Consider the following 5670-nt stretch of genomic DNA (forward strand, 5'->3'; position numbering starts at 1 on the left):
GATCTGCTCGACGAGGGCGTCTCCATTGCCGCCATCGACAAGGCCGCGGTCGACTACGGGATGCCGATGGGCCCGCTGGCGCTCGCCGATACGGTCGGGCTCGACATCTGTCTGGCCGTCGCCGACACGCTCGGGCCCACCTTGACCGCCCCGGAAGAGACACCGGAACGTCTGCGCCGGATGGTCGCGGACGGAAGGCTCGGGAAGAAAAGCGGACAGGGGTTCTATCGTTACCGCGATGGACAGGTCATGCGTGAGTCGTTACCGCATGGCGATCGGCCGCCGCATGACCTGACCGAGCGGCTGATCTTCCGCCTGCTCAACGAGTGTGTCGCCTGTCTGCGCGAGGGCGTCGTCGAGGCTCCGGACCTGCTCGACGCCGGGGTCATCTTCGGCACCGGCTTCGCCCCGCACCGCGGCGGCCCGCTTCACGAGATCGCCCAAGGCGGCTGGGAGCGCATGCGCGAGCGCCTCGATGCGCTCCAACGCGACCATGGCCGTCACTTCAGACCGGACCGGGGCTGGCAGTTGACTCCGGCCGGACTCTATCGAGGAGGACACTGACATGTTGCTGTTCGACCAAACCGCAACGACAGGCGTCTCGACACGCCTGCTCGATCTCATCTCGGCCGAGGAGGCGGTCAGCCTCTGCGGCCTCTTGCTCGAACGTGTCGGGCGCACCCCGGATGCGGTCGCCTACCTTCAGTTCGACGAGAGAACGCAGACCTGGATCGAGACCACCTGGCGCGACACCGCTCGGGCGGTCGCACATTGGCAGGCGGCGTTGGCGCGCGAACGTCTCTCCCCCGGAGACCGTGTGGCCGTCATGATGCGAAATCGGCGCGAATGGGTCGCCTTCGATCTGGCCGCGCTCGGTCTGGGCCTGGTCACGGTTCCGCTCTATCCCGACGACCGGGCGGAGGCGGTCCGGCACATCCTGGACGACGCCGGTGTGCGACTCCTGCTGCTCGAGACTGCCGAGCAACGTGCCAAGTTGTCGGCCATCGATCCGACGCTCGCCGAGCTCAAGCGCCTGCTGGTACTCGAACCGGGCGAAGCGGAACTTCCCGAAGGCACGCGGGCAGTCGGCGATTGGCTCGGCGAGGCGCTGACCCCTTCCGATCACCGGCCCATCGATCGGGTCGACAACCCCGACGCCTTGGCGACCATCGTCTACACATCCGGCACGACCGGACATCCGAAAGGGGTGATGCTCAGCCATCGCAACATCCTCTGGAACGCCGAGGCGTCGCTCAAGCTCATTCCGGCAAGGCCCGAAGACCGCTTCCTCTCCTTCCTGCCGCTCTCCCACACCCTCGAGCGCACCGCCGGGTGTGTTCTGCCGATCATGGCGGGTTGCAGCGTCGCCTTTGCCCGATCGATCCCGCACCTAGCCGAGGATCTGCTGCAGATTCAACCGACCGTCATGATCGCGGTTCCGCGCATCTTCGAGCGCGTCCATGCAAAGCTGCGCGAACGCCTCGACGGCGAATCCGCGCTCAAGCGCCGGCTGTTCGAAAAGGCGGTGAGCATCGGCTGGGATCGCTTCGAGCACAGCCAAGGTCGATCGCACCGGCACCCGCGTCTGATCGCGGCCCCGCTGCTCGATGCGCTGGTCGGCGCCAAGATTCGCGCGCGTTTCGGCGGACGACTGCGGGTTGCCGTCTGCGGCGGCGCCCCCCTGGCGCCAGACATCGCACGCGTCTTCATCGGCCTCGGCGTCCCGCTCGTGCAGGGCTACGGACTCACCGAGACCAGCCCCGTCATCAGCGTCAGTCCGCTCGAAGACAACATCCCGGAGAGTGTCGGCCGGCCGCTGCCGGGACTCGAGTACCGGATCGGCGATCTCGACGAGCTGATCGTGCGCTCGCCCGGCGTCATGTCGGGCTACTGGAACCAGCCGCAAGCAACCGCCGAGGTGCTCGACGGCGAGGGTTGGCTCAAGACCGGCGACCAAGTGCGCGTCCAGGACGACCACCTCTTCATCACCGGCCGCATCAAGGACATCCTGGTGCTCGCCAACGGCGAGAAGGTCCCGCCCGCGGACATCGAGATGGCCATCACCGGCGACCCGCTCTTCGAGCAGGTCCTGGTCATCGGCGAGGGACGCCCCTTCCTGAGCGCGCTCGTGGTGCTGAACCCGGATGTCTACACGGAGGTGGCGAAGGCCGAAGGACTGCCGACCGATCCCATGGTCGCCGATGCCGACGGCCGACTCGAGCCGGTCCTGCACAAGCGGATCGAGAGCCGGCTCACCGGCTTCCCCGGTCATGCCAAGATCCGCCGCGTGGCCTTGGCCGCCTGCCCGTGGTCCATCGAGAACGACCGCATGACCCCCACGATGAAGCTCAAACGGGCCAAGATCCTGGCCGATTATCGCGAGGCGCTCACCCGACTCTATGTCGGGCATGAGCATTAATCCTAAACCGCGCCCGCTCCGAGAATCGTCGGAGCGGGCGCGGCCAAACCACGTCAACACATGACGCATACCGCACCGGGCGCGGTTAGATGAACGGGCGGGTAGAGCATCAGCGAAACCCATCCTCCAAACCGCCGCGTTGCCGGTTTTCGGTCTGATGCCCTTGGCGCGGGCTGGATGGGTTTCGCTGTCGCTCTACCCATCCTACATTTTTCGGCTGTTTTTTAAGTGTTCCCGACTTCGCCCTACGCCTTCAGGCATGCGCCGTCGGGATACTGTTCCCGGAAATCGTCCTATGCCCCGTTCTTTCGCTCCAAGGCCGGCCCGCGGTGCCAATCCCACGCGGTGCGGATGATCGCGTCGAGGCTCGCGTACGCGGGCACCCAACCCAGCTCGCCGCGGATGCGGCTCGCATCCCCGACCAATCGCGGAGGATCGCCGGCGCGCCGCGCGCCGTATTCGACGGGTACGGTCAAACCCGTGACCCGCTCGGTAGCGGCGATGACCTCGCGCACCGAGAAGCCTTGGCCGTTGCCGAGGTTGTAGACGCGACTCGGCGCCCCGCCGAGCAACGCGTCGAGCGCCCGGAGGTGTGCTTGGGCGAGATCGGCGACATGGATGTAGTCACGGATGCAGGTTCCGTCCGGCGTGTCGTAGTCGGTGCCGTAGACGGTGAGTCCGGGTCCGATTCCGGCGGCGGCCGCAATGGCGAGCGGGATCAGGTGGGTTTCCGGATCATGGTCCTCGCCGATCTCGGCGTCCGGGTCCGCGCCGGCGGCGTTGAAATAACGCAGCGCGATTGCGCGCAGACCATAGGCCGTATCGAAGTCCGCAAGCATGCGCTCGACCATGAGCTTGGATGCGCCGTAGGGGTTGATCGGGTTCTGCGAATGATCCTCGGCGATGCGCTCGCTGCGCGGGACACCATAGGTGGCGCAGGTGCTCGAGAACACGAGCGGGGCGACGCCGTGATCGCGCATCGCCTCGAGCAGCGTCAGGGTCCCGGCGACATTGTTGCGGTAGTATTTGCCGGGGTCCTTGACGGATTCTCCGACGTAACAATATGCAGCGAAGTGCATCACCGCAGCGGGGCGATGGCTCTCGAACACCGCGTCCAAACGCGCGCGGTCCTGGATGTCGCCCTCTTCGAGGGGCCCCCATCGCACCGCCCAGCGATGGCCATAGACGAGATTGTCGTAGACGATGGGCCGATAACCGGCTTGATGCAAAAGCTTGCAGGCATGGCTGCCGATATAGCCTGCGCCGCCGGTGACGAGGATCGGTATTCTGATGGCGTCGGGCATCGTTTTCCCTATGATGTCATGGGCCTTGGTGAAGGTGTCGGAAGACGTTCGAAGCCTATCACGAACCCCTCGCAGACACAGCCGAGTGAAACGACCGAGACGTTTCCCGAATGGTGCGTAACCCTCCGCACATCTCCGTCATTATCCCGACCCTCAACGAGGCACGGGGCATCGTCGCGCTTCTGGATGAGCTCGCACCCATCCGCGCGGCCGACGGCGAGATCCTGGTGGTCGACGGGGAGAGTCCGGACGGCACGGCCGGTATTGCCGCGCCCCTTGCGGACCGCGTTCTGAGCGCACCGCGCGGCCGTGCCGCCCAAATGAACGTCGGCGCCGCGGCGGCCCGTGGCGATCTCCTGGTCTTTCTGCATGCCGACACGCGAGCGCCGATCGAGGCACTGCTCCGACTTCCCGACCTGCTCGCACGCAGCGGGCGATCCTGGGGCCGCTTCGACGTGCGGATCGAGGGCCGCCATCCACTCCTCCCGCTCATCGCCTGGAGCATGAGTCAACGCTCGCGTCTTACCGGAATCGCCACGGGAGATCAGGCGATCTTCGTAGACCGAGCCCTGTTCGAGCGCGTCGGCGGTTTTCCCGACATCGCCTTGATGGAGGACATCGCACTCTCGCGTCGACTCAAGCGCGACGGTCGCCCGCTGTGTTTGCGCGACCGCGTCATCACCTCGGGGCGACGCTGGGAGAGCAAGGGTGTCGCGCGCACGGTTCTGCTGATGTGGTGGTTGCGACTGGCCTATGCACTCGGCGTCCGTCCGGACAGGCTGTCGCGCATCTACGGGCATCGCTCTCGGCCGGATTGATCAGATCCAATGGCCGCGCCGGACGCGGTTGCTTTCGGCACGGGGACGCGGAATACTCCGACCCGCAATCCGTGCATGCCCTGATAAGTCTCGATGGAGGAAACGACAATGATCGACCGAAAAGCATACATCGAAAAGATGAAGGCCAAGATGGACGAGTGGGACGCGGACATGGAAAAGCTGCAGGCCAAATCCGAGAGCGCCCAAGCCGACATCAAGCTGCACTACGAGGAGCAAATGGAGCGGCTGAAGCAACAACAGGACGAGGCCCGCGAGATGCTGAGCAAGATGACCAACGCGAGCGAAGCGGCCTGGGAAGACATGCGCAAGGGCATGGAGAGCGCGTGGGAATCCACGAGCAAGGCATTCATGGACGCCTTCTCGCGCTTCAAGTAGCCCGCGAGATCGCCTCCGGCGGCCTCGTTGATTCGCCCGGCCGGAGGCGACGCCGGCGATCGTCGCGAAGCGGCAACATCCCGGGCCCCCGGGACCCCGGGACCCCGGGATCGACGACTTGCAGTCGTCCTCTTCCGCCGCTGATTCGGCTGACGGCGGTGAGATCCCTGTCCGGGTCTCCGGGCACGGACCTCGCGGCATCATCGTGTTAAAGGTCTGGAACTACCGCCATCATGAAGACATTCGTCTGTCAGTCTTGCGGTCAACCGGTCTTCTTCGAAAACACCCGATGCACGCGCTGCGGCGCAGGCTTGGGCTTCCTCCCCGATCAGATGCGGCTCTCGGCGCTCGTCGATGCGGGAGACGGAATCTGGACGGCGGCGCCCTCGTCCCCTTCGACCCGCGCCCGACCTCCCGGCTTCTTCGCTCGCCTCTTCCGCAAACGTCCTCCCGCATCCAACTCGGCTCCGTGTGCGACCCGCCACTACCGCAAATGCCTCAACTACACCGAGCACGACGTCTGCAATTGGATGGTGCCGGCGGATGACCCCGCCGTTCTCTGTATCGCCTGCGCCCCGAATCGCACCGTGCCTAACCTCGGGCGGCCCGGCAACCTCGAGAAATGGGCACGCATCGAACGCGGCAAGCGGCGCTTGGCCTACGGACTGCTGCGGCTCGGACTCCCGGTCGAGACACGCCAACAGAATCCCGAGCAGGGCCTCGCATTCGATTT

At 65.7% G+C, this 5670-nt stretch carries 6 protein-coding genes; 5 read left to right on the plus strand and 1 reads right to left on the minus strand.

Features of this window, described 5'->3' with window-relative positions; genetic code table 11:
* Positions 1 to 564, plus strand: a 564-nt coding sequence (locus GPT33_RS16730) for a 3-hydroxyacyl-CoA dehydrogenase family protein (protein ID WP_296811212.1), incomplete at its 5' end; no start/stop codon positions are given.
* Between the two features lies 1 nt (position 565).
* Positions 566 to 2419 carry a long-chain fatty acid--CoA ligase gene (locus GPT33_RS16735; protein WP_296811215.1) on the plus strand — a complete coding sequence of 618 codons (1854 nt, stop codon included), beginning with the start codon at positions 566 to 568 and terminating at the stop codon, positions 2417 to 2419.
* Positions 2420 to 2712: 293 nt separating this feature from the next.
* On the opposite strand, the gene galE is transcribed toward GPT33_RS16735, so the two are convergent.
* Positions 2713 to 3723 carry a UDP-glucose 4-epimerase GalE gene (gene galE / locus GPT33_RS16740; RefSeq protein ID WP_296811217.1) on the minus strand — a complete coding sequence of 337 codons (1011 nt, stop codon included), beginning with the start codon at positions 3721 to 3723 and terminating at the stop codon, positions 2713 to 2715.
* A 110-nt stretch (positions 3724 to 3833) separates the two neighbouring features.
* Between galE and GPT33_RS16745 the strand changes: the two genes are divergently transcribed.
* From GPT33_RS16745 to GPT33_RS16755, 3 genes are all read left to right on the plus strand, one after another.
* Positions 3834 to 4541 (plus strand): TIGR04283 family arsenosugar biosynthesis glycosyltransferase, encoded by a 708-nt coding sequence (locus GPT33_RS16745; protein ID WP_296811220.1) that lies wholly within the window; start codon positions 3834 to 3836, stop codon positions 4539 to 4541.
* Positions 4542 to 4649: 108 nt separating this feature from the next.
* A complete protein-coding gene (locus GPT33_RS16750; protein ID WP_296811223.1) occupies positions 4650 to 4937 on the plus strand; it encodes a hypothetical protein in 288 nt (95 codons plus the stop codon).
* A gap of 233 nt (positions 4938 to 5170) precedes the next feature.
* A partial coding sequence (locus GPT33_RS16755) for a putative zinc-binding metallopeptidase (RefSeq protein WP_296811226.1) occupies positions 5171 to 5670 on the plus strand: 500 nt, incomplete at its 3' end.

This window comes from Thiocapsa sp. (genome assembly GCF_011390875.1).
Lineage (GTDB): Bacteria > Pseudomonadota > Gammaproteobacteria > Chromatiales > Chromatiaceae > Thiocapsa.

What these genes read in the sequence shown, in the direction of transcription:
- galE (WP_296811217.1), bottom strand. Translation starts at nt 3,723, where the DNA reads ATGCCCGACGCCATCAGAATACCGATCCTCGTCACCGGCGGCGCAGGC.
- GPT33_RS16735 (WP_296811215.1), top strand. Translation starts at nt 566, where the DNA reads ATGTTGCTGTTCGACCAAACCGCAACGACAGGCGTCTCGACACGCCTG.
- GPT33_RS16750 (WP_296811223.1), top strand. Translation starts at nt 4,650, where the DNA reads ATGATCGACCGAAAAGCATACATCGAAAAGATGAAGGCCAAGATGGAC.
- GPT33_RS16745 (WP_296811220.1), top strand. Translation starts at nt 3,834, where the DNA reads ATGGTGCGTAACCCTCCGCACATCTCCGTCATTATCCCGACCCTCAAC.